Source organism: Actinomadura sp. 7K534, from assembly GCF_004348575.1.
In the GTDB taxonomy this organism is placed as follows: domain Bacteria; phylum Actinomycetota; class Actinomycetes; order Streptosporangiales; family Streptosporangiaceae; genus Spirillospora; species Spirillospora livida.
Genome location: NZ_SMKB01000027.1, coordinates 12,970 through 33,130, shown reverse-complemented (window position 1 = coordinate 33,130; position 20,161 = coordinate 12,970). Strand labels below are relative to the sequence as shown.

Here is a 20,161-nt window from a genome sequence, read left to right as displayed (position 1 = left end):
CCCTTCCGTCGTTCCGGACGATCTTCAACGAGATCCTAGACGTGACGCCCGCTCATCTGCGCCGGATTCAGCTCGGGCGCTCCAGCGCGACCCGCGGGAGGCGCCTCGCCACCGGCCCCGGCAGCCACCAGGCCCACTTCCCGAGGAGCTGCATGACCGCCGGGACGATGAGGCAGCGGATCACCACCGCGTCCAGGAGGACAGCGACCGCGAGGCCCAGGCCGAACTGCTGCAGCATCCGGCCGGGACTCAGGATGAACGCCGCGAACACGACGATCATGATGGCGGCCGCCGCGGTGATGACCCTGCCGGTGGCGGCCAGCCCCTCGCGGACGGCGTGCGCGGGTTCCCCGGTGCGTTCCCACTCCTCGTGGATCCGGGACACCAGGAACACCTCGTAGTCCATGGAGAGCCCGAACACGATCGCGAAGATCATCACGGGGATGAACGCCTCGATCGGGCCGGGTTGCGCGCCGAACCGCCCGTCCTGGAAGACCAGCGTGATGGCGCCCAGGGCGGCCGCGATCGACAGCAGGTTGAGCACCGCCGCCTTGATCGGGATCAGCACCGAGCGGAACACCACCATGAGCAGGATCGCGGAGAGCCCGACGACCACGGCGACGAACAGCGGCATCCGCTCCGACACCGAGTCGGCGAAGTCCAGGGTGCCGGCCGTGGGGCCGCCGACGAGGTACTCCGCCCCGGTCTGCTGGGACAGGGCGGGGAGGACGTCGTCGCGCAGGCTGTGCACGAGATCCGCGGTCGCCGCGTCCTGCGGCGCGCTCTCGGGGAAGGCGATCACGGTGTGCACCGCGCCGTCCTTCGACGGCAGCGCCGGGGTCGTGGCCGCGATGCCCTCGGTCTGCTCCAGCGTCGCCTGGAGCTGCGCGGCCGAGCCCTCGGTGACCACGACCAAGGGGCCGCTGAACCCGGGCCCGAACCCCTCCGCCAGCAGGTCGTACGCCTGCCGGCTGGTGGAGGAGGGCGCGTCGTTGCCGGCGTCGGCGAAGCCGAGGCGCATGTCGAGGGCGGGGGCCGCCAGGGCGAGCAGGGCGGCGGTGGCGACGAGCAGCGCGGGGACGGGCCGCCGCTGCACGGCCGAGGCCAGCCGCCGCCAGCCGTCGTCGCCGGTCCGGCCCGGGCGCTTGAGGACGTTCCGCTGGATCCGCTTCCCGAACACTGCGAGCAGGGCCGGCAGCAGGGTCAGCGACGCCGCCATGGTGACCAGCACCATCAGCGCCACGGCGAGGGCCACGCCCTGCAGCGAGCCGAGGCCGAGGACGACCAGCCCCATCAGCGCGATGATCACGGTGCAGCCGGCGAAGAAGACCGTCCGGCCGGCGACGTCCAGCGCGACCTGCGTGGCGGCCGCGGGCTCCGCGCCGTCCCGCAGCTCCTGGCGGTACCGGTAGAAGATCAGCAGCGCGTAGTCCACGCCGACGCCCAGCCCGATCAGCATCATGATCGGCGGGGTGAAGTCGGCGACGGTGAACACGTGGGAGGCGAGCCCGATCAGCCCGACCGCCGCGCCGACCGCGAACACGGCGGTGACCAGGGGGACGGCCGCGGCGATGAGGGAGCCGAACAGCAGCACCAGGATGACCAGCGCGGCGAGCATCCCCGCGCCCTCGGCGCCGCCGCCGCCCTCCTCCTGCGCGCCGCGGACGGGATCGCCGCCGAGTTCGATCTGGAGGCCGTCCTGGCTCGCGCCCTGGGCGGTCTCGATGATCTTCGTGACGTGCTCGGACGGCACGTCCTCGGCCGAGCCGTCGAGGGTGACGGTCGCGTAGCCGATGGTGCCGTCCTCGGTGATGGACCCGGGGCCCGGGGGCTGGACGTCGGCGACGCTCGGCAGCGCGCGCACCTTCGCCAGCATCCCGTCGATCGCGGCGCGGTCGCCGCCCAGGCCCTGGCGGTCCTTGAGGACGATCTGGACCGTGGCGCCCGCCTGGAGCGAGCCGTGCTCCTCCATGAGGTCGGCCGCGGCCTGGGAGTCGGTCCCCGGCAGCGAGAAGTCGTTGTGGTAGGCGGAACCGGCGGCCTGCGACCCGGCCGTGATCGCCACGACCGTCACCGCCCAGAGCAGGAGCGCGGCCCAGCGGTGGCGCTGCGACCAGGCGGCCACCCGGCCGAAGACGCCGGTCCGGGCCTGCGCGCCCGTGGCGCCCCCGCCGGAGAATTCTGTCTTCGCGGACATTGCGGTCACCCCCCTTGGCGCCCGCCGAGGCGGACGCCGATGACGGCGCCGAGCACGGCGCAGAGGACGGGCACGCCGATGAAGACGGCCAGCAGGAAGCCGGTGCCGTCGACGTCGAGCGTGTGGTCAAGGACGAGATGGAAGAACACGGCCACCGCCTCGGTGAGGACGAACCCCGCCGCCCCGCCGGCGAGGAAGCCGACGACGCCGCCGGTGGCCTGTCTGGACATTGCGCTCATGCCGTCAGGTTCCGATCACGGCATGCCGCGCGGCATCGGCCCCCGGCGGGCACTTGCGCTACCCCGTGGGTTGCGGGGCCGCGGCCCGGCTACCCCGGCGGTTGCGGGTTCCGGGTCATCCAGCCCGGGTTGACCATGCCGGACTCGTAGGCCAGCACGACCAGCTGGGAGCGGTCGCGCACGTCCAGCTTGGACATGATGCGGCTGACGTGCGTCTTCGCGGTGGCGGGGCTCAGCACGAGGCGGGCGGCGATCTCGTCGTTGCTGAGCCCGGCCGCGACCAGCGCCATGACCTCGCGCTCGCGCTCGGTGAGGGACTTCAGGCGGGGGCCGGGCACGGGCGTCTCGACCCGCCCGGCGAACTCGGCGATCAGGCGGCGGGTGACGGACGGGGTGATCAGCGCGTCGCCCCGCGCCACCACCCGCACGGCGTGGATCAGCTCCTCCGGATCGGTGTCCTTCAGCAGGAACCCGGAGGCGCCGGCCCGGAGCGCGCCGTACACGTACTCGTCGAGGTCGAACGTGGTCAGGATGACGACCCGGACGCCGTCCAGCCGCCGGTCGGAGGTGATCCGCCGGGTGGCCTCCAGCCCGTCCGTGCCGGGCATCCGGATGTCCATCAGCGCGACGTCCGGCAGCAGCTCGCGGCACGCGGCGACGGCCTGGTCGCCGTCCGCGGCCTCGCCCACGACCGTGATGTCGTCCTCGTCGTCGAGGATGGACTTGAACCCCGCGCGCACCAGCCGCTGGTCGTCGGCCAGCAGAACCTTGATCATGCAGCTCCGTTCCCATGGGGCAGGCGGGCCCGGACGAGGAAGCCCCCGCCCGGCCCCGGACCCGCGGTCAGCTCGCCGCCCAGCGCGCGGGCCCGCTCGCGCATCCCGTGGACGCCGGACCCGGCCGCGCCGGCGGCGGGGCCGCGCCCGTCGTCGGCGACCTCGATCACGACGTCCCGCGGCCCCCGTTCGATGCGCACGGTGACCGTGCCGGCGGCGGCGTGCCGGACGACGTTGGTGAGCGACTCCTGGACGATGCGGTAGGTGGCCAGTTCCACACCGGTCGGGGGCGGCCCCCCGTCGCCGGTGATCTCGGCGCGGACCGTGAGCCCCGCCGCCCGCGCCGACTCGACGAGGTCGCCGATGCGGTCGATGCCCGGCACGGGCGCCGTCGGCGCGTCCTCGTCGTCCTTGCGCAGGATCCCGATCGTCGCGCGCAGGTCGCGCAGCGCGTCCCGGCTCGATTCCTTGATCGCCGCGAGGGCCGCCTCGGCCTGCGCCGGATCCCGCTTGAAGCGGTGCAGCGCCGTCCCGGCCTGGACGTTGATCAGCGAGATGTGGTGCCCGGCCACGTCGTGCAGCTCGCGGGCGATGCGCAGCCGCTCATCGCCCGCCGCGCGCTCCCGGGCCTCCCGCAGGTAGACCCGGCGGCTGTGCCGGACCCAGCCCAGCGCCGCCATCGCCACGACCCACCCGGTCAGCATGAACAGGGCGACGCCGTTGACGTCGTCGTTGCCGGAGAGCGTCCCGGCGCCCGTCCCGATGACGATCAGCGCTCCGACGGCGATGGCGGACTGCAGCCGCCCCTGTGCGGCGATCATGTACAGCGCCACGATCGGCGCGATCATCAGCGGGCCGTCGTGCGTGCTCGTGACGTAGTAGACGCCCGTGGCCGCCACCGACACGAGCGCGGCCGCGAGGGGGGCGCGTCGGCTGAAGAACAGCGCCCCGCAGCCGATGGCGATCAGCACCCAGCTGAGGGCGATGCGCGCCCAGGGCTCGTCCCCGGGGGCGAACACCGAATTGAGGCTGCCGACGGAGACCAGCAGCAGGACGCCTCCGGCCGCGGCCTTGTCCGTCAGCCGTCCGCGCATCTCCGGCCAGCCACCCATGCGATCAGCCTAGACGGCCTCCCGGCCAGGGGATTCCCCCGCACGTCGCGCCCGCTCCGGCGCCGCCCGCAACTTCTGGAGTACGTCGCGCCGCCCGGCGGCGACCACGGGTGTAGGCCGGAGCCCCTACGGTGGGAGAGGCCGGTGGTGACGAGAATCTGGAGGCGGCCCGTGGCGTGTCGGATCAGTGAGCTCGTGCTCGACTGCCGCGATCCGGAGGCGCTCGCGGAGTTCTGGTGCGAGGCGCTCGGGTTCGTGGTGCTCCTCCGGGACGGCGACGACGTCGAGATCGGCCCCCGCGAGGGCTTCGGCGGGCTGCAGCCGACGCTCGTCCTCAGCCGCACCGACGATCCCAGGCCGGGCAAGCTGCCGCTGCACATCGACGTCAGCCCCACCGACCGCGACCAGGACGCCGAACTCGAGCGGCTGCTGGCCGCCGGGGCGCGGCACGCCGACGTCGGGCAGACGGGCGAGGAGAGCTGGTACGTCCTCGCCGACCCCGAGGGCAACGAGTTCTGCCTCCTCCGCAAGCGCCTCACCTGACCACCGGCCGTCCGCGCCGCCCGACACCGGCGTTGCGGAGGCAACGGTTCAGCGTGGGGGGACGTGCGCACTCGCGGCAGGCGCGGGCCCTGCCGACCGTCCGTCCCGGTCCGACCGCGGGGGTGTGGCCGGCGGTCAGCCGTCGTAGGTGCGGACGAAGCGGGACAGGAGGCGCGCGAACTCGGCGCGCTCCTCGTCGGTCCAGCCGGCCATTGCCTTGGCGAAGTGCTCGTGGCGGGTGCGGCGGGTGGCGTCCACGACGGCCTGCCCGGCCGGGGTGAGCTCCAGGTGGATGCGGCGGCCGTCCTCCTGGGACGCCACGCGCCGGACGTAGCCGGCCTTGACCGCCTCGGCCACGATGCGGCTGCCGCGCGACGCGTCCACGCCGAGGCGGGCGGCGACCAGGCCGACGCTCATCTCCTGGCCGTCGTGGTCGGGGCCCTCGTCGATGACGTCCACGACGTGCAGGACCTGGACGTCCACCGGGAGGTTGTGCTCGCGGACCGCCGCCTTGCCGAGCCGCTGCCGCGACATGCCGCGCCGCAGCTTGACCATGCTCCGCTCGACGACGTCGACCGCCCGGTCGTCCCCGGCCCGCTCGTGGCCCGCCTCGTCGCGCATGGGGGCCAGTCTAGCTAGGTTGCATCTCACATATGCGTGCGTCTAGCATTCATTTGCTCAAAGCATATAACTGTGAGGTGCACATGAATATGGCGTCCGGGCGGACCGTGCCGATGTGCCGCCGGCACCGGCTGGCGGCGTTCGGCGGGCTGATGCTCGCCGGGCTGATGTCCTCGCTGGACGCGACGGTGCTCGGCACCGCGCTGCCCGCGATCGTCGGGGACCTCGGCGGCCTCGACCGCCTCGCGTGGGTGTCGACCGCGTACGTGCTCGCCACCAGCGTCACCGTCCCGCTGTCGGGGCGGCTGGGGGACCTGTTCGGGCGCCGGCCGGTCCTGCTCGTCGGGCTGCTGGGGTTCCTGGCGGGGTCGGCCGCGTGCGGGGCGGCGCCCTCGATGGGCTGGCTGATCGCGTTCCGCGTCGTGCAGGGCGCCGCCGCGGGATGCCTGATGAGCTCGATGTTCGCGGTGACCGGCGACCTGTTCGAACCGCGCGAGCGGGCGAAGTACCAGGGCTACTCCGCGCTGATCTTCGCGGTGTCCAGCGTCGCCGGGCCGCTGATCGGCGGCCTCCTCACCGACCACGCCTCCTGGCGGTGGGTGTTCTACGTCAACCTGCCGCTCGGCCTGGCCGCCACGGCCACGACCGTACTGTTCCTGCGGCTGCCCGCGCCGGAGGGCAGGCCGCGGATCGACTATCCGGGAATCGTCCTGCTCGGCGCGGCCGTCACCTGCTTCACGCTGTTCACCAGCTGGGCCGGGACCCGGTACGCGTGGGACTCACCCGCCACCGCGGGGCTCGCGGCGGCATCGGCGGCGCTGTTCGCGGCGTGGCTCCTCGCCGAGCGCGGGGCCGCCGAGCCGATCATCCCGCTGCGGCTGTTCCGCGACCGGTCGTTCGCGGTGGCGTGCGCCGTCGCCGCCGTGGGCGGCGCGACCGGCTTCGGGCTCGCCACCTACCTGCCGATGTTCTTCCAGGTCGTCGGGGGAGTGGGGGCGGCGGACTCCGGGCTGCTCGTGCTGCCGATGATGACCGGCCTCGTCGCCGCCGCCGTGCTCGCCGGACGGCACATCTCCCGGACCGGCCGCTACCACCGGCTGCCCGCGGCGAGCATGGCGCTCAGCGCCGCCGGGGTCGGGCTGCTCGCGACGATGGACGCCGGCACCCACCTGTTCACCGCGGGCTGCTACATGGCGCTGCTCGGCTTCGGGGCGGGGCTGTCCCAGCAGGTCGTCGTCCTCATCGCGCAGAACGCCGCGCCGCACCGCGACCTGGGCGCGGCGAGCTCGGGCGTGTTCGCGACCCGGATGCTCGGCACCGCCGCGGGCATGGCGGTGTTCGGCGGCATCGTGTCGAGCCGGTTCGCCGAGGAGATCGGACGCCACACCCCCGGCGGCCAGGTGCCCGCGTTCGACGACGCCGTCCGCCCCGAGGTCCTCGCCACCCTCCCCGGACCCGTGCGGGAGGGCGTCTCGGAGGCGTTCGCAGCGGCCTTCTCCGACCTTTTCCTCACCGCGCTGCCCGTCCTCGCGGTGGGCCTCGCCGCGGCGCTGCTCCTGCGCGACGTCCCGCTGAGGCCGCACGGGCCGCAGACCGGGCGGGACTAGTCGTCGAGGGCGGCGTCGTGGACGAGGAGGGCCACTTGCACGCGGTTGTTCAGCTCGAGCTTCGCCAGCAGCCGCGACACGTACGCCTTGACCGTGGCGACGCTGAGCGACAGCTCCTTGCCGATCTCGCTGTTGGTCCGGCCCTGGCCCACGAGCGCCGCCACGGCCCGCTCGCCTTCGCTGAGCCGGTCCAGCAGCTCCCGCGCGCGGGCCTGGCGCGGGTCGGCGCCGGAGCCGGCGACGTAGGACATCATCTTGCGCAGCACCGCCGGGGACATCATCGGCTCCCCGGCCGCGACCTCCCGGATCGCCCGGATGATGTCCGGCGGCGGGGTGTGCTTCAGCAGGAAGCCGCTCGCGCCCGCCCGCATCGCGCGCACGATGTGGTCGTCGGAGTCGAACGTCGTCAGGATGATGATCTCGGGCGGTTCGCGGCGGGAGCGCAGCAGCTCGGTCGCCGCGAGCCCGTCCAGCCGCGGCATCCGGATGTCCATCAGGACGACGTCGGGCCGGTACTGGTTGACCGCGGCGACGACTTCCGCGCCGTCGGCGACGTCCCCCACGATCTCCAGGTCGTCGGCGTTCGACAGCATCATCGACAGGCCGGCGCGGACGAGCGCGTCGTCGTCCACGATCAGCACCCGGATGGTCGGGGAGTCCATTCCGCAACCCTATGGCCTTCGGGGGCCCTTCCCGGCGGCTAGGGGCGGTGCACCCGCCGTCCGCTGACCTCCCGCGCCGCCAGCCGGAACCACGCCTCGCGCTCGCCGCCGGGCCACGGCTCGACCTGCGCGGCGGCCGCCTTCTCCTCGTCGCTCAGCGGGTGGACGCCGCCGCGCAGCAGGACGCTCCACCCCTCGCGGCTCGCCTCGTCGTACCGGTCGACCTCGAACGCCGCCCTGACCTCGCCGCCGACCACGGACGTCAGCAGGCTGCGGTTCAGCCGGCCCGAGACCGACGTCCGGAAGACCACGGCGTCCCCGTCGACGGCGTAGTTCACCGGGACGACGGTGGGCCCCTCGCCGTCGTCGAAGGCGATCCGGCCGATGCCGCCCTCGCCGAGAAGCGCCATGCACTGGGCCCGCTCGAGTTCTTCGAGGTCGGGCGAGGACGAGGAGTTCGCTGCCATGCCGGTGACCCTTCCCTCCGTCCGGCGGGGACATGCGTGATCTTAGGCGGTCTAGAGCGGCAGGCGGGCGCGCAGCCGGAAGCGGCCGTCGCCGGTGCGGCCGTGCTCCAGCGTGCCGCCCAGCAGCGCCACCCGCTCGGCGAGGCCGACGAGGCCCGCGCCCGAGCCGGGCATCGCGAGCGCGGGCCGGTCCGGCGGCAGCGCGTTGACGATCTCGATGTCCAGGTCCGTCCCGGCGTCCAGCCGCACCTCGACGCGGGCGCCGGGCGCGTGCTTGCGTGCGTTGGTCAGCCCCTCCTGGACGATCCGGTAGGCGTGCCTGCCCACGCGGGACGGGACGCTGCCTGGGTCCGGTATGTGCTCGTCCAGCGTGACGCGGCTTCCGGCGCGCCGCGACTCCTGGACGAGCCCGGACACGTCGGCGAGCGTCGGCTGGGGGCGCTGCGGGTCCGCGCCGGGCGTGTCGTCGCGCAGCACGCCGATCACCTCGCGCAGGTCCTCCATCGCCTCGTAGGCGCTCTGCCGGATGACCCCGGCGGCCTCGCGCTGGTCGTCGGGCGTGTCCGGGCGGAACTCCAGCGCCCCGGCGTGCACGGCCAGCAGCGAGATCCGGTGCGCGAGGACGTCGTGCATCTCGCGGGCGATCCGCTCGCGCTCCAGGAGCCGGGCCTCCTCGACGCGCAGCCGCTGCTCGGTCTCGGCGGCGGCGGCCCGCTCCTTCAGCGACGCGATGAGCATCCGCCGGGACCGGACGAGCATCCCCGTCGTGACCGCCACCGCGTACAGCAGCGCGAAGACGACCGCGCCCTCCAGGAGGTCAGGGGCCGACACGAGCCAGAACATGGCGATGATCAGCGCCAGGCTCGTGGCGGCGGCCGGCAGGGCGACCCGCCAGGGCCGGAGCATCGCCAGGGAGTACACGGCGACCGCGGCCGTGCCGAAGACCGTCGTCGCCGCCCACTGCAGGACGATCATCGCCACCGCGACGGCGAGCGGGTGGCGGCGCCGGAACAGCAGCAGGATGACGAGGGACACCGCGCCCGCCGCCAGTTCGAGGCCGAGGGAGATCTCCTCGTCGGGGTAGGGCGGGTCCTCGATCGTCGCCTGGAGCAGGAACAGGCCGAGGAGGCCGGCCGCCGCGGTGATCCCCGCGTCCCCGAGCCAGTCGCGCCACGATCGCCTGAGGTTCACGAGGCCAACGGTAGCCACGCCGCCCGCCCCGGTATGCGTCCGCAGGTCGGCCACCGCATCGACTTTGGTCGGCGGGCGGGCCGGCCGCCGCCGCTCCTCATTCCACCATTAATACAGTAGTATTCGTAAAAACACGGGACGAGGAGCGCGGCGCCACGGCTGCGGGGAGGGGTGACGGCATGGCGAGCGAGCGCGAACGCCCGCGCCGCCGCGAGGTCCTGGACGTCCTGCGCGACGCACGCGCCCCGCTGGGCGTCACCGAGGTCGCGGAGCGGCTCGGCGTGCACGCCAACACCGCGCGCTTCCACCTGGACGCCTTGGCCGCCGAGGGCGCGGTCGAGCGCACCGTCGAGCAGCCCTCCGGCCCCGGGCGCCCCCGCACCGTCTACGCCGCGCGCCCCGGGATGGACCGCGGCGGCGCCCGCGGCTACCGGCTGCTCGCCCAGATCCTGCTCAGCCGCCTCGCCGCCGACGGCGCGGAGGGGCGCGAGAACGCCGCGCAGGCGGGACGCGAATGGGGCCGGTTCCTCGTCGAACGCCCGCCGCCGTTCCAGCGGATGACCGAGGAGGAGGCCGCCGACCGGCTGACCGCCCTCCTGGACGACCTGGACTTCGCCCCGAAGCCCGCCGGGGACGTCATCCGGCTGCGGCACTGCCCGTTCCTCGAACTGGCCGAGGAGTACGGGCCGCTGGTCTGCGACGTCCACCTGGGGCTCATGCAGGGGGCGCTCACCGAGCTGGGCGCGCCGGTCGAGGCGCACCGGCTGGAGCCCTTCGCCGAGCCCGGCGCCTGCCTCGCGCACCTGCGCCGCGGCTGAGGCCCGGCGCGCCGATCACCGGCAGGCCCCGTCTCAGCGGGTCTTGGCGACCGTGAGCAGGACGGCGGAGTCCTCCAGGGCCTCCAGGCTGTGCCGCGCGTCCGGGATGATGAGGAGGTCCCCGGAGATCCCGTCCCAGGAGTGCTCCCCGCTCAGCAGCCGGACCCGCCCCTGCAGGACCACGATCGTGGCCTCACCGGGGTTCTCGTGCTCCGCCAGCGTCGTTCCCGCGGTCAGCGCGATCACGGTCTGGCGCAGGACGCGCTCGTGACCGCCGTAGACGGTGTCGGCACTGCGCCCGGTGGAGCCGGCCGCGGCGCGCTTCAGCTGGTCACGTGCGTGTGCGTCCAACGAGAGCTTCTGCATGCCCCCAGTCTGCCAGTGATCTCACCGGCCGCACGCGAGGCGGGGGCCACCCGAGGGCGTCACGTCAGCGGGGTGCCGGTGACCGGCTCGCCGGTCGCGCTGCCCGCCAGCCAGTCCTCCCAGGACTTCGCCCACGGCGTCGGCCCGTTGCCGAACCGGAGCTTGCGGGACGTCCCGGTCACCTTGACGATGTCGCCCCGGTTGGAGAAGTCGTAGAACCACTTGGCGTTCCCCGGCGACATGTTGACGCACCCGTGGCTGACGTTGTCGCTGCCCTGCGAGGCGGTCGACCACGGCGCCGAGTGCACGAAGACGCCGCTGTAGGTGAGGCGGACGTTCCACTTCGTCGGGATCCGGTACTCGCCCGGGTTGCCGGTGGTCGCGGAGTCCATGATGATGTCCTTCGCCTTCTCCTGGACGATCATCGTGCCGGTGTAGCTCTCGTGGCCGGGCTTGCCCAGGCTGACGTTGACGCTCTTCACGGTCTCGCCGTTCTTCGTCACCGTCGCGCGGTGCTTGCGGGCGTCCACGGTGGTGATGTGCCGCTCGCCGACGGTGAAGCTCGCGGTGCGGTCCGCGACGCCGTACACGCCGTCGGCGATCCTCACGCCCGCGAGGTGCGCGGTGACCTTCACCTTCTGGCCGGTCGGCCAGTACTCGCGCGGCCGGAACTGGACCTCCTTGTCGCTCATCCAGTACCAGGCGCCCTGGACCGGCTCCGACATCTGGATCTCCAGGGACTTCTCCACCGCGACCTTGCCGGCCTTCGTGGTCACCGGCCTGGACAGCAGCAGCTGGACCGGCATGCCGACGCCCACGGTCTCGCCGTCCAGCGGCGACATCCCGCTCTCCAGCTTCCCCCGGGGTTTCAGCGTCGTGAAGGTGGAGGTCTCGGTGACCTCCTCGCCGTCGTCGCCGGCGCCCTTGGCGGTGACCGTGTACGTCGTCGACGGCCTCAGCGACCACGACGACTTCCATGACGTGCCGTCCTCGGCGAGCGTTCCCTCGGCCTTCGCGTTCTTCTTGCCGTAGGTGAGGGTCACGCCGGTCAGCTTGCCGTTGTCCGCCGTGACGGTGACGGGCTTCTCCGGCGCGACCTGCTTGGTGCCGGTCGCGGGCGTGATGGACAGCGTCACCGCGTCCGAACCCTTGCCGCCGCCCTCGCCGGCTCCGCCCCCGCCGTCGCCGCCGGAGGAGCAGCCGGCGACCGCGATGACCGCCGCCCCGATGACCGCCGCGATCCTCGTCCCGGTCCGACCCTTGAGCACCTGCGAACTCCTCACGCTCGACGCGGGCAACCTCATGGTCAGGGTATGCGCGGTTCAGCGGAAGGCATGCGGGAGTGCCGACACTCTTTCTGTTCCTCATGGTGGAGCAGCGGTTCCGCCAACCCGGGTCAAGGGCGCGGAAGGCCGCTCACCGCGCGGTGGAGGGGCCCGCCGGGAGGTGCGACGCCGCGGCCTCGTCCAGCAGGAACAGGGTCCGCTCCCGCCCCCGGGCCGCCGCGACCGGCGCCTTCACCGGGTCCGCTCCCGACAGCCCGAGCCGGACGGCCCCGGCCTTCGAGTCGCCCGCCGCCAGCACCCACACTTCCCGCGCGGCCCGCAGCACCGGGAACGTCAGCGAGATCCGCGTCGGCGGCGGCTTCGGGGCGTCGTGGACGGCCACCGCCGGGCGCCGCGTCTCCTCCACCGCCGGCATCCCCGGGAACAGCGACGCGACGTGCGCGTCCGGGCCCACGCCCAGCATCAGCACGTCGAACGACGGGACGGCGAACGCCGACCTGGGCGCCGCTCCGGGATGCGCGGCGAACATCAGCTCGTCGGCGTACCGGGACGCCGCGGCCTCCGCGTCGTCGCCGTCCGGCCCGTCCGCGGCCGGCATCGGGTGCACCCGCGCCGGATCCAGCGGGACGTGGTCGAGCAGCGCCACCCGGGCACCGGTCTCGTTGCGCTCCGGGTCCCCGGCAGGCAGGAACCGCTCGTCGCCCCACCACACGTCCACGCGTCCCCAGTCGACCGCGTCGCGTGCCGCGCCGCCGCACAGCGCGCCCAGGACCGCCGTACCGACGCCGCCGCCGGTCAGCACGACCGACGCCGTGCCCCGCGCCGCCTGGGCGTCCGCGATCCGGGTGATGAGCCGGGCCGCGGCGGCCTCGGCGAGCACGCTCTGGTCGCGGTGGAGGAAGACCTCGGGAACGCTCATGCCCCGTCCTCCTCGCCGGCCTGTTCCGCGGCCTCGCCGTCCTGCTGTTCGGCGGGACGCGTCCGCGCCGCCTCCGCCGTCGCCGACAGCGGTTCGCTCGCCACGCCGTCCTCCGTCCCGCCCGCGAGGTCCTTCGCGAACCGGACGGCGGACTCGTGGTACACCTCGTCGGGGTCGAGGCGCCGCAGCTCCTCGGCCAGCAGCTCGGCCATCGGGCGCCGCAGCAGCGACACCTGCCGGTCCGGCTGGCCGGGCCGGCACAGCGTCGCGACCCGCCCGTCCGGCCGGTGGATCTGGATGTCGCCGCCCGTCGTGGCCAGCCGGGCGCCGGTGAGGCCGGGGCCCTCGGAGACCGTCCGGCCGATCGGGACGCCCAGCCGGATCGACAGCCACGCCGCCAGCAGCTCCGCGCTCGGGCTGTCCGGCTCGGCCTCGACCTCGCCGCCGACGATCTCGTCGTGCGGCTGGTCCAGCGCGGCGGCCAGCAGCGACCGCCACGACGTCAGCCGCGTCCACGCGAAGTCGGTGTCGCCCGGCCGGTACCCCTGGGCGAGCTGCGCGAGGGTGCCGAGCCGGTCGCGGGCCGCGTAGGAGTCGGTCACCCGCCGCTGCGCCAGCGTCCCGAGCGGGTCCTTGCCCGGGACCTTCGGGACCTTGCCGCCCGGCCACCACGTCACCACGGGCGTGTCGGGCATCAGCAGCGGCACGACGACCGAGTCGGCGTGCTCGGCGAGCGGGCCGTACATGCGCAGCAGCACGGTCTCGCCCGGCCCGGTCTCGCCCATCCGGATCTCGGCGTCCAGCCGGGACGAGCCGCCGCGCGGGTCGCGGGAGATGACGGTCAGCACCCGGCAGGGGTGCTCGCGGGCCGCCTCCGTCGCCGCGCGCACCGCGTCGTACTGCGCCGACTCGTCCGTCACGATGATCAGGGTGAGTACCATGCCGACGGCCGGGCCGCCCATCAGGTGCCGCGACTGCGTCAGCGCGTCCTGGATCTTGCGGGTGGTGGTGCCGGTGAGGTCGATGTTCATCTACAGCCCCCGTTTCCTCTAGAGCCGCCGCCAGGAGCGCCCGTCGCGCGCCATCAGCTCGTCGGCGCAGGCGGGGCCGTAGCCGCCGGACTTGTACTGGTCGAGTCCGCCGCGGCTCGCCCAGTACTCCTCGATCGGGTCGAGGATCTTCCAGGACAGCTCGACCTCCTCCTGGCGGGGGAACAGCGGCGGGTCGCCGATCAGGACGTCCAGCAGCAGCCGCTCGTACGCCTCCGGGGAGGTCTCGGTGAACGACTCGCCGTAGGCGAAGTCCATGTTGACGTCGCGGATCTCCATCGAGGTGCCCGGCACCTTCGAGCCGAACCGGACCGTGATGCCCTCGTCCGGCTGGACCCGCATGACCAGGGCGTTCTGCCCGAGCTCCTCGGTGTCGGTCTCGTGGAACGGCAGGTGCGGCGCCTTCTGGAACACCATCGCCACCTCCGTCACCCGGCGGCTCAGCCGCTTGCCGGTGCGCAGGTAGAACGGCACGCCCGCCCAGCGGCGGTTGTCGATCTGCAGCTTGACCGCGGCGTAGGTCTCGGTGCGGGAGTCGGCGGGGATGCCGTCCTCCTCCAGGTACCCCTGGACGTTCACGCCGCCCTGCCAGCCCGCCGCGTACTGCCCCCGCGCGGTGGCGGTGGCCATGTCGCCGGACACCCGGACCGAGGAGAGGATCTTGGCCTTCTCGGCGCGGACGGCCTCGGCGCTGAACGACGTGGGCTCCTCCATCGCCGTCAGCGCCAGCAGCTGCAGCAGGTGGTTCTGGATGACGTCGCGGGCCGCGCCTATCCCGTCGTAGTACCCGGCCCGGCCGCCGATGCCGATGTCCTCGGCCATCGTGATCTGCACGTGGTCGACGAACGACCGGTTCCAGATCGGCTCGAACATGCTGTTGGCGAACCGCAGCGCCAGGATGTTCTGCACCGTCTCCTTGCCGAGGTAGTGGTCGATCCGGAAGATCGACTCCTCGGGGAAGACGCGGTGCACGGTGTCGTTCAGCTCCACCGCCGACTTCAGGTCGTGGCCGAACGGCTTCTCGATGACGACCCGGCGCCAGGAGTCGGGGGTGCGGTCGGCGAGGCCGCAGCGCTGCAGCTGCTCCACCACCTGCGGGAAGAACTTCGGCGGGATCGACAGGTAGAACGCGTAGTTGCCGCCCGTGCCGCGGGTGGCGTCCAGCTCCTTCACCGCCATCGTGAGGGCGTCGAACGCGCCCGGATCGTCGAACGTGCCGGGGACGAAGTGCATGCCCTCCGACAGGTGCGTCCAGACGTCCTCGCGGAACGGGGTCCGCGCGTGCTCCTTCACCGCCTCGTGGGCGATCTCCCGGAAGTCCTGGTGGTCCCACTCGCGGCGGGCGAAGCCGACCAGCGAGAAGCCGGGCGGCAGCAGCCCCCGGTTCGCCAGGTCGTAGATCGCCGGCAGCAGCTTCTTGCGGGACAGGTCGCCGGTCACGCCGAAGAGCACGAGCACGCACGGCCCGGCAACCCTGGGGAGGCGCTTGTCCCGCGGGTCGCGGAGCGGGTTGGCTGGGTCGGTCACGAGGCCCCCTTCGATCGTGCGTGCTCCGGCGCCGCCCGTGGCCGCACCGTCTCCGGTGCCGCGGCGCCCAGTGGTACTACCCCTTCAAGCATCCTGCCCTCTCGTGCCGGTGTGCCGGCGTGCCTCCCCGGTCCGCGCCGCCGGCAGCGGCCCGCGGGCGGTGGTGGCCGTCTCCCCCGAGACGACGGCGGTGAACGTCACGGCCGGCGCGCCCCCGCCACCGCCCGCATCGCCTCCGTGAGCCTGCCCGCGCCCTCCACCGGGTCGCGCAGGTGCAGCCGGATCACCGGCAGCCTGCGGTCGCGCAGCGCCCGCAGCTCGGCCAGGGCCCGCGCGAGCTGCAGCTGCGCCAGGCTGTACGGCCGGCCGGGGACGGGGTGGGTGGCGAGCGTGTCGCCCGGCGCCGGGTCGCCGGTGATGATGAGGAACGCGCCGTTGCCCGGCCCGTCCTTGTGCACCGGCCCCGTGGCGTGGGGGTATCCGGGGCCCGGCCCGTAGGCGACGGGGCGCCCGGACGCACGGGCCATGGACGGCGCGAGGTACCGGCCGGAGAAGTCGCCCGACAGGTACGTCATGACCGCCAGGTACCCGTCGTTGGGCACCGAGGCGACCAGCCCGCCGAGGACGGTCTGCAGCTCCGCGCCCGGCGGCCACGGGAAGTCGGCGTGCACCTCGATGCCGTCCTCCACGTACACCGGCCGCTCCGCGGTGAGCGGCCCGCCGCCCGCCGTGCGCAGCATCGTCGCGGCGTCGTCCTCGGACTCCTGGACGACGGTGCTGCCCGCCTCGAACGGGTTCACGCCGAGCAGCCACCCGGCGACCGCCGTCGCGTACTCCCACAGCAGGAACTGCGCGCCGAGCGGCGCCCACACCGAGGTGTCGGACTCGTCCTGCGCCGCCGACCGCGGGTTGATCGACACGCCGTGCACGTCGGGGAAGTCGCCGCGCCCGCCGGGCGGTTCGAACGCCAGCACGCCGCGGCCCCGCTTGCCGGTGCCGACCGCGAGGAGCTGGGAGATCCAGCCGCTCAGCGCGCCCGGCCCGCCGGCCTCGCGCAGCAGCACCTTGTCGCGGGCCAGGCCGCCCGGCCCCTGCTGCGCGCAGCCGCCGAGGACCGCGCCGAGCAGCAGGCCCGGGTTGTCCTCGTCCTTGCCGAGCGACGGCACCAGCGACGCCGCCTCCTCCAGCAGCCGCTCCGCGTCGGCCCCCGCCAGCACCGCCGGGACGAGCCCGTACGCCGACAGCGCGCCGTAGTGCCCCGGAAGATAGGGGTCGGTGAGGCCGATCCGGTAGCCGCACTGCCGGGCGAAGTCGTGCAGCGGGCTCCCGTGGTCGGTGATCACCAGGAACCGGCCCGCGATCTCCCGCTCCGACAGGCCCCGCTCCCGGAACGCGGCCGCGAAGATCCGCCGGTAGGCGTCGCCCTCCAGGGACACGCCCGCTTTGCTGGCCAGCACGACCAGCGTCCGGTCGAGCCGCTCCATCGCGAACGCGAGCGCCGCGGTGTCGCCGCCGTCGAGGACGGTCAGCTCACCCGTGGGCCGCCCGCCGGCGCCCCGCTCCGGCGCCCCGGCGGTGACCGAGGCCGCGTGCGCCTCCATGATCGCCTGGGCGGCGAGGCTCTCCGCCCCGACGCCGATCAGCACGATGTGGTCGAGGCCCGACTGGCGCGCCTCGGCGACCATGCCGTCCACCTGGTTCAGCAGCCCGCGGGAGGCGAACGGCAGGTCGAGCCAGCCCAGCCTGCTGTGGTCGACCGCGCGCCGCCCCCACAGCCGCGGGTCTTTGGCGGCGAGCGCGCCGGGGACGCCGCAGCTGACGAGGTAGTCCCTCGCCTGCAGCGCCGAGTCCAGCACGTCGCCGCGCGTCAATACGTCGAATCCGGACACCGATCCCTCCTGGCCCCCATCGTTTCAGGAGAGAATGGACATTGGCGACCTCTCCCTCGATCTTCTTCGCGCCGCGAACACCGCGTCAGGCGAGCGCCTCGGTGAGCTGGGCGAGCCCTTCCGCCCGGTCGCGCAGATGGAGGCGGAAGGCGGGAGCGCCCAGCGACCGGACCACCCGCAGGTCGCCGAACGCCTGCGCGAGCTGGAGCTCCCCGAGGGAGTACGGCCGCCCCGGGACCGGGACGTCGCCGGTGACGGCGCCGGTGACCTGCAGGAACGCGCCGTTGCGCGGCCCGCCCTTGTGGTACTGGCCGGCCGTGTGCAGGTAGCGCGGACCCCACCCGAACGTGACGGGGGCCGGATGCCTGCGGGCCTTGGCCGCCCGCGCCGCCAGCAGCGGCCGCAGCCCGGCCGCCGCCGCGTCGCCGCGGCGGTCCAGATAGGCCAGGACGGCGAGATAGCCGCCCTCCGGGACGCTCTCCAGCACGACTTCGAGCGCCTCGGTCAGGGTCTGCGCGCCCCGCAGCGCGTCCTCCGCGCCGGCGTGCACCTCCACCGCCCCGGAGACCAGCTCCGGCGGCCTCCGCACGACCGTGGGCGCGGTGCCCTCCTCCGAGCGCAGCAGCGCGGCGGTGCTCTCCGCCGACTGGCCGGTGTCCGGCTCGTCGAACGGGTCGACGCCCAGCACCCGGGCCGCCACCGCCACCGCGTACTCCCACAGCAGGAACTGCGCGCCGAGCGGGCCCGCGACGGTCACCCCGGCCTCGCGCCCGGCACCGGGCTCGTCCGGCCGGCTGCCCAGGATGACGCGGCGCAGATCGGCGGTCAGCTCGAAGCCCGGCGCGTCGACGCTCTCCACCACCACCGGCAGCAGGCCCCTGCCGTCCTTGCCCAGCGCGCCGCCGACCAGCTGCTCCGCCCATCCGGCGAAGCCGTGCAGGCCCGAGCCGTGGTCGGCGATCACGAGCTTGTCGCGGGTGCCGAGCGCGGACGAGGCCAGCACCGCCCCCAGCGCCAGCGCCGGGTTGTCGTAGGGCTGCCGGAGCACCGCCAGCAGCCGGGACGCGTCGTCCAGCAGCGCGGCGACGTCGATGCCGGCGAGCGCGGCCGGCACCAGCGCCCGCGCGCCGAGCGCGCCGTAGCGCCCGTCGACGTCGGGTTCGGCGGGCACGAGGCGGTGCCCCGCCTCGCCGGCGGCCGCCGCGAGCGCGGACCCCTCCTCCGCCACGACGACGAACCGGCGCGCCTGCTCGGCGCCGTCCAGCCCGGCCTCGGCGAACGCGCGGCCGAAGACGCGGCGCAGCGAATCCGCCTCGGCGCTCTCGCCCACCACGGCCACGATCGTCCGGCGCAGGTCGCCCGCGAGGACGCCCGACACCTCGTGCGGGTCGGTGGTGTCGAGGACGACCAGCTCCGCCGGCGCGGCCCCGTCCCGGAAGCGGGTGCGGTACTGGGTGCGGTACATCGCCTCGGCGGCGACCGCGGCACCGCCCGCCCCGGCGAGGACGACCCGGTCCAGGCCGCGGCCGCGGGCCTCGCCCGCCGGCCCGGCGAGCAGGTCCGCCAGCGACCGCGAGGTCTCCGGCAGCTCCAGCCAGCCGAGGCGGCGGGCGGCGAGCGGGGCCGCGTCCGGGCCCCACAGCTTGGCGTTGCGCGACGCCAGCGAGCCCGGCACCCCGTCGGAGACGAGCCGGTCGAGGACCGTCTCGCTCTCGTCGAGCACCGGGCCGCGGATGGTGACCGAGATCCCCCCGGCGGTCACCACCGAGGTCACGCGCCGGCCCTCTTGGACTCAAGCTCGCCGCGGATCGAGTCGAGCATCTCCTTCCACGACACCGCGAACTTCTCGACGCCCTCCTCCTCCAGGACCCTCACGACGTCGTCGTAGTCGACGCCGGCGTCCTTCAGGGCGGCCATGTGGGCGCGGGCGTCGTCGTAGGTGCCCCGGACGGTGTCGCCGCGGATCTGGCCGTGGTCGGCGACGGCCACCAGCGTCGCCTCCGGCATCGTGTTGACCGTGCCCGGCGCGACCAGCTCGTCCACGTACAGGGTGTCGCTGAGGTCGGGGTCCTTCACGCCGGTGGAGGCCCACAGCGGACGCTGCGGGCGGGCCCCCGCGTCCTTCAGCGCCTTCCACCGGTCGGTGCCGGACTTCTCCTCGTAGAGGGCGTAGGCGAGCCGCGCGTTGGCCAGGGCGGCCTTGGAGCGCAGCGCCTTGGCCTCGGCGGATCCGATCTTGTCGAGCCGCTTGTCGATCTCGGTGTCGACGCGGCTGACGAAGAACGACGCCACCGAGGCGATCTTGGAGAGGTCGTGGCCGTTCTCCCGGGCCTTCTCCAGCCCCTCGAAGAACGCGTCGATGACCTTGCCGTAGCGCTCCAGCGAGAAGATCAGCGTGACGTTCACGCTGATGCCCTCGGCCAGCGCCCCGGTGATCGCCGGCAGGCCCGCCTCCGTCGCGGGGATCTTGATGAACAGGTTCGGCCGGTCCACCAGCCACCACAGCGCGCGTGCCTCGGCGACGGTGCGGCGGGTGTCGAGGGCGAGCCGCGGGTCCACCTCGATCGAGACGCGGCCGTCCAGCCCGTCCGTCCGGTCGTACACCGGGCGCAGCACGTCGCAGCCCCAGCGGATGTCGTAGGTGGTGATCGCGCGGGACGCCTCCTCGACGTCCACCCCGCGGACCGCGAGGTCGCGGACCTGGTCGTCGTAGGCGGACCCCTTGCTCAGCGCCTTGGCGAAGATCGTCGGGTTGGACGTGACGCCCACCACGTGCTTGTCCTTGACGAGCTCCGCGAGGTTGCCCGTCCGGAGCCGCTCGCGGCTGATGTCGTCCAGCCAGATCGAGACGCCCTCGTCCGACAGCCGCTTCAGGATCTCGCTCATCGTGTC

Annotated in this window: 19 protein-coding genes; 3 read left to right on the top strand and 16 right to left on the bottom strand. The window is 74.0% G+C overall.

Annotation, left to right across the window (positions count from 1 at the left end):
• Positions 1 to 67: 67 nt before the first annotated feature.
• The 4 genes from E1266_RS08585 to E1266_RS08570 all read right to left on the bottom strand — a co-directional run bounded on the left by E1266_RS08585 (position 68) and on the right by E1266_RS08570 (position 4,324).
• Positions 68 to 2,197, bottom strand: coding sequence for an MMPL family transporter (locus E1266_RS08585; RefSeq protein ID WP_132045557.1), 2,130 nt, complete (start codon positions 2,195 to 2,197; stop codon positions 68 to 70).
• Between the two features lie 5 nt (positions 2,198 to 2,202).
• Positions 2,203 to 2,436, bottom strand: a complete 234-nt coding sequence (locus tag E1266_RS08580) for a hypothetical protein (RefSeq protein ID WP_207945503.1) — start codon at positions 2,434 to 2,436, stop codon at positions 2,203 to 2,205.
• Between the two features lie 89 nt (positions 2,437 to 2,525).
• A complete protein-coding gene (locus E1266_RS08575) occupies positions 2,526 to 3,212 on the bottom strand; it encodes a response regulator transcription factor (RefSeq protein WP_132045555.1) in 687 nt (228 codons plus the stop codon).
• A complete protein-coding gene (locus E1266_RS08570) occupies positions 3,209 to 4,324 on the bottom strand; it encodes a histidine kinase (protein ID WP_243718297.1) in 1,116 nt (371 codons plus the stop codon). The genes E1266_RS08575 and E1266_RS08570 overlap by 4 nt, the downstream gene beginning before the upstream one ends.
• A 171-nt stretch (positions 4,325 to 4,495) precedes the next feature.
• On the opposite strand from E1266_RS08570, the gene E1266_RS08565 reads away from it, so the two are divergent.
• A complete protein-coding gene (locus tag E1266_RS08565) occupies positions 4,496 to 4,867 on the top strand; it encodes a VOC family protein (RefSeq protein WP_132045553.1) in 372 nt (123 codons plus the stop codon).
• Positions 4,868 to 5,002: 135 nt separating this feature from the next.
• Here the strand turns inward: E1266_RS08565 and E1266_RS08560 are convergent, their stop codons facing one another.
• Positions 5,003 to 5,488 (bottom strand): MarR family transcriptional regulator, encoded by a 486-nt coding sequence (locus tag E1266_RS08560; RefSeq protein ID WP_132045551.1) that lies wholly within the window; start codon positions 5,486 to 5,488, stop codon positions 5,003 to 5,005.
• Positions 5,489 to 5,571: 83 nt separating this feature from the next.
• On the opposite strand from E1266_RS08560, the gene E1266_RS08555 reads away from it, so the two are divergent.
• Complete coding sequence (locus E1266_RS08555) at positions 5,572 to 7,095, top strand: MDR family MFS transporter (RefSeq protein WP_243718302.1); 1,524 nt, start codon at positions 5,572 to 5,574, stop codon at positions 7,093 to 7,095.
• Here E1266_RS08555 and E1266_RS08550 read toward each other — a convergent pair.
• The 3 genes from E1266_RS08550 to E1266_RS08540 are packed head-to-tail and all read right to left on the bottom strand — an operon-like array spanning position 7,092 to position 9,415.
• The gene (locus tag E1266_RS08550; RefSeq protein WP_132045547.1) at positions 7,092 to 7,757 is read right to left on the bottom strand and encodes a response regulator transcription factor; all 666 of its coding nucleotides are present in this window, start codon (positions 7,755 to 7,757) and stop codon (positions 7,092 to 7,094) included. The two genes, E1266_RS08555 and E1266_RS08550, sit on opposite strands and share 4 nt — an antisense overlap.
• A 38-nt stretch (positions 7,758 to 7,795) precedes the next feature.
• Positions 7,796 to 8,224, bottom strand: a complete 429-nt coding sequence (locus tag E1266_RS08545) for a pyridoxamine 5'-phosphate oxidase family protein (protein ID WP_132045545.1) — start codon at positions 8,222 to 8,224, stop codon at positions 7,796 to 7,798.
• A gap of 51 nt (positions 8,225 to 8,275) precedes the next feature.
• Positions 8,276 to 9,415, bottom strand: coding sequence for a histidine kinase (locus E1266_RS08540; RefSeq protein ID WP_132045543.1), 1,140 nt, complete (start codon positions 9,413 to 9,415; stop codon positions 8,276 to 8,278).
• Between the two features lie 179 nt (positions 9,416 to 9,594).
• Between E1266_RS08540 and E1266_RS08535 the strand changes: the two genes are divergently transcribed.
• Complete coding sequence (locus tag E1266_RS08535; protein WP_132045541.1) at positions 9,595 to 10,233, top strand: helix-turn-helix domain-containing protein; 639 nt, start codon at positions 9,595 to 9,597, stop codon at positions 10,231 to 10,233.
• A gap of 33 nt (positions 10,234 to 10,266) precedes the next feature.
• Here E1266_RS08535 and E1266_RS08530 read toward each other — a convergent pair whose 3' ends face one another.
• The 8 genes from E1266_RS08530 to tal form a co-directional block, all read right to left on the bottom strand.
• Positions 10,267 to 10,599: a cupin domain-containing protein gene (locus tag E1266_RS08530; protein WP_132045539.1), complete on the bottom strand. Its 333-nt coding sequence runs from the start codon at positions 10,597 to 10,599 to the stop codon at positions 10,267 to 10,269.
• A gap of 59 nt (positions 10,600 to 10,658) precedes the next feature.
• Positions 10,659 to 11,867, bottom strand: coding sequence for an Ig-like domain-containing protein (locus tag E1266_RS08525; RefSeq protein WP_243718296.1), 1,209 nt, complete (start codon positions 11,865 to 11,867; stop codon positions 10,659 to 10,661).
• Positions 11,868 to 12,015: 148 nt separating this feature from the next.
• On the bottom strand, positions 12,016 to 12,804 hold the full coding sequence (gene pgl, locus E1266_RS08520; RefSeq protein WP_132045535.1) for a 6-phosphogluconolactonase: 789 nt from the start codon (positions 12,802 to 12,804) through the stop codon (positions 12,016 to 12,018).
• Entirely contained in the window at positions 12,801 to 13,835 is a 1,035-nt protein-coding gene (locus E1266_RS08515; protein ID WP_132045533.1) for a glucose-6-phosphate dehydrogenase assembly protein OpcA, read from the bottom strand. The genes pgl and E1266_RS08515 overlap by 4 nt, the downstream gene beginning before the upstream one ends.
• Before the next feature lie 18 nt (positions 13,836 to 13,853).
• Entirely contained in the window at positions 13,854 to 15,380 is a 1,527-nt protein-coding gene (gene zwf / locus E1266_RS08510) for a glucose-6-phosphate dehydrogenase (protein WP_132045531.1), read from the bottom strand.
• A gap of 197 nt (positions 15,381 to 15,577) precedes the next feature.
• Positions 15,578 to 17,269, bottom strand: coding sequence for a phosphoheptose isomerase (locus tag E1266_RS08505; RefSeq protein ID WP_132045529.1), 1,692 nt, complete (start codon positions 17,267 to 17,269; stop codon positions 15,578 to 15,580).
• 85 nt (positions 17,270 to 17,354) lie between these two features.
• Complete coding sequence (locus E1266_RS08500) at positions 17,355 to 19,043, bottom strand: glucose-6-phosphate isomerase (RefSeq protein ID WP_132045527.1); 1,689 nt, start codon at positions 19,041 to 19,043, stop codon at positions 17,355 to 17,357.
• On the bottom strand, positions 19,040 to 20,155 hold the full coding sequence (tal, locus tag E1266_RS08495) for a transaldolase (RefSeq protein WP_132045525.1): 1,116 nt from the start codon (positions 20,153 to 20,155) through the stop codon (positions 19,040 to 19,042). Before tal ends, E1266_RS08500 begins: the two co-directional genes overlap by 4 nt.
• Positions 20,156 to 20,161 lie beyond the last annotated feature (6 nt).